Source organism: Paraburkholderia sp. (genome assembly GCF_035656215.1).
In the GTDB taxonomy this organism is placed as follows: domain Bacteria; phylum Pseudomonadota; class Gammaproteobacteria; order Burkholderiales; family Burkholderiaceae; genus Paraburkholderia.
Genome location: NZ_DASRSY010000364.1, coordinates 1 through 1946, shown reverse-complemented (window position 1 = coordinate 1946; position 1946 = coordinate 1). Strand labels below are relative to the sequence as shown.

The window sequence follows — 1946 nt, the reverse complement described above, 5'->3', positions numbered from 1 at the left end:
CTTTCCCCTGAGTCATATCCACCAGGGCTAGCCGGGCATTGTCCACCGCGTTGACGGGCAGCCGGACAGTCATCTTCACCAGCATCCCGTAAGCACTGTCCACGAGTCCGTAACCTTCAGCCTCGATCCATCTGCGCACTTTCGCTTCGTCGGCGTAACTCACTTCGACGATCAGCGTAACCTGAGCAATCCGCTCCACCCGTGGCGCATCCAGTAGCGCCGATGCAATCGCATCGGTATACGCCCGCACCAACCCGCCGGCGCCCAGCTTTACACCACCGTAATACCGCACGACGGCCGCCAGCACGCCGTCCAGATCATGATGCCGCAACACTTCGAGAATGGGCCGGCCCGCGGTTCCGGACGGCTCGCCGTCGTCGGACATGCCTGACTGGCCACCTGCCAGCAGCGCCCAGCACACATGCGTCGCGCCTGGATGCTCGTCGCGCAGACGACGCAACTCGATCATCGCCGCGTCGCGGTCGGCGACCGGTATCGCATGCGCGATGAAACGGCTCTTACGAATCTCGAGTTCCGCGGACAGCGGCGCGGGCAAGGTATAGGTGGGCAAGGCAAAGACTTCAGTGGATGGAAAGATGCAGACCGCATGTGAATCTCATGCGGCCTTGTGCCCGCCATGGTAACGGATCGTCGATGGGTATTCGTCTACAATCGTCCGCTGAACGCGTGCCTGTCCGCTGGAGCCGGGAGCGCCATAAGGAGACCACATGCCTGATTTTTCTACGCTAGGAACGTTCGTTGCCGTTGTACTCGGGCTCTTTCTGATTCCGGGGCCGGCTGTGCTGCTGGTTTTGACGCGCACGGTGCATGGCGGACGCAAGGCCGGCATACTCACCGGTCTCGGTGTCGCAGTGGGCGATTTCATCCATACGTTAGGCGCATCGGTCGGCCTGTCGGCCCTGCTGATGACGTCGGCGCTTGCCTTCAATGCCGTGAAATTTGTCGGCGCCGCCTATCTCATTTATCTGGGCATTCGTGCCTTGCGCGAAAAGCAGGTGAGCGCGCATTTGCCGGCGGTCGCGCAGGTATCCGCTTCCAAGGCCTTCTTTCAGGCGATCCCTGCCGAAGTGTTGAACCCCAAGACCGCGCTGTTTTTCCTCGCGTTCCTGCCGCAGTTCGTTCGCCCTGAGCATGGCTCCACGTTCATGCAGTTCGCGACGCTCGGGCTGATTTTCGTCGGCATGAGCGCGCTTTATACAACGCTGATCGTGCTGACCATTCGTCCACTGGGCAAACTCGTGAAGCGCCTGACATGGCTGAGCCGCTGGCAAAACAAGATCATCGGCGTGCTGTTCATTTCGCTTGGTCTGCGCGTCGCCACGCAAACGCGCTGACGAATCTGCACGCCGCCGCGCGCCGTTTCGTTCGGGCGCGCGGAAACGTGCTGCCACGCTCGCACTAGATATTCCGGCGCTGCCGCCTCAAGCGGCCTTCACGTGCGTATTCCATCTGGCCCTCTGTTCGCACGGCGAGCTTTTCCTGTTCGGCGCGGCTCATCTGCCGGGTATCGTCGATGTCACCCACACGCAGCACTTCCTGCGCGATCCGTATGCGTAACGTCATTAATGGTTCGCCGCGTTCGACCAGCGTGCGATCGGCTGCGCGCGCCTGCTGGACGCCGCTATCGATCAGGTTGCGCAATTCCAGCAACGTGAGCCGCTGGCGTTGGATCTCGAGGATGAGTCGCTGGATGGCCTGCTCATCACGCGTGCGCCACCAGGTGCGCAGTTCGGCGAGCGAGGGAGGGGCGAAGGGAGGAAGGCGCATTGCTCAGACGAAAGATGGTCGGGTAGCAGCGGCGCATTGCTGCGCCGCCGCCCCCTAAGAACCGTACGTGCGAGTTTCCCCGCATACGGCTCAAGCCTCATTAAGGCTAGTGATTAAACTAACCCGGCGGCACAACGTACCGACAGGGCCTTGTACCT

3 protein-coding genes are annotated in these 1946 nt (G+C 61.6%); 1 reads left to right on the top strand and 2 read right to left on the bottom strand.

The genetic code is table 11. The features are described 5' to 3' along the window. Positions 1–571: YigZ family protein (locus VFE81_RS21310; RefSeq protein WP_325046495.1), on the bottom strand; the 571-nt coding region annotated here is incomplete at its 3' end. A gap of 157 nt (positions 572–728) precedes the next feature. Between VFE81_RS21310 and VFE81_RS21305 the strand changes: the two genes are divergently transcribed. Next, entirely contained in the window at positions 729–1355 is a 627-nt protein-coding gene (locus tag VFE81_RS21305; RefSeq protein WP_325046494.1) for a LysE family translocator, read from the top strand. A gap of 64 nt (positions 1356–1419) precedes the next feature. Here VFE81_RS21305 and VFE81_RS21300 read toward each other — a convergent pair whose 3' ends face one another. Next, complete coding sequence (locus VFE81_RS21300; protein WP_325046493.1) at positions 1420–1788, bottom strand: hypothetical protein; 369 nt, start codon at positions 1786–1788, stop codon at positions 1420–1422. Positions 1789–1946 lie beyond the last annotated feature (158 nt).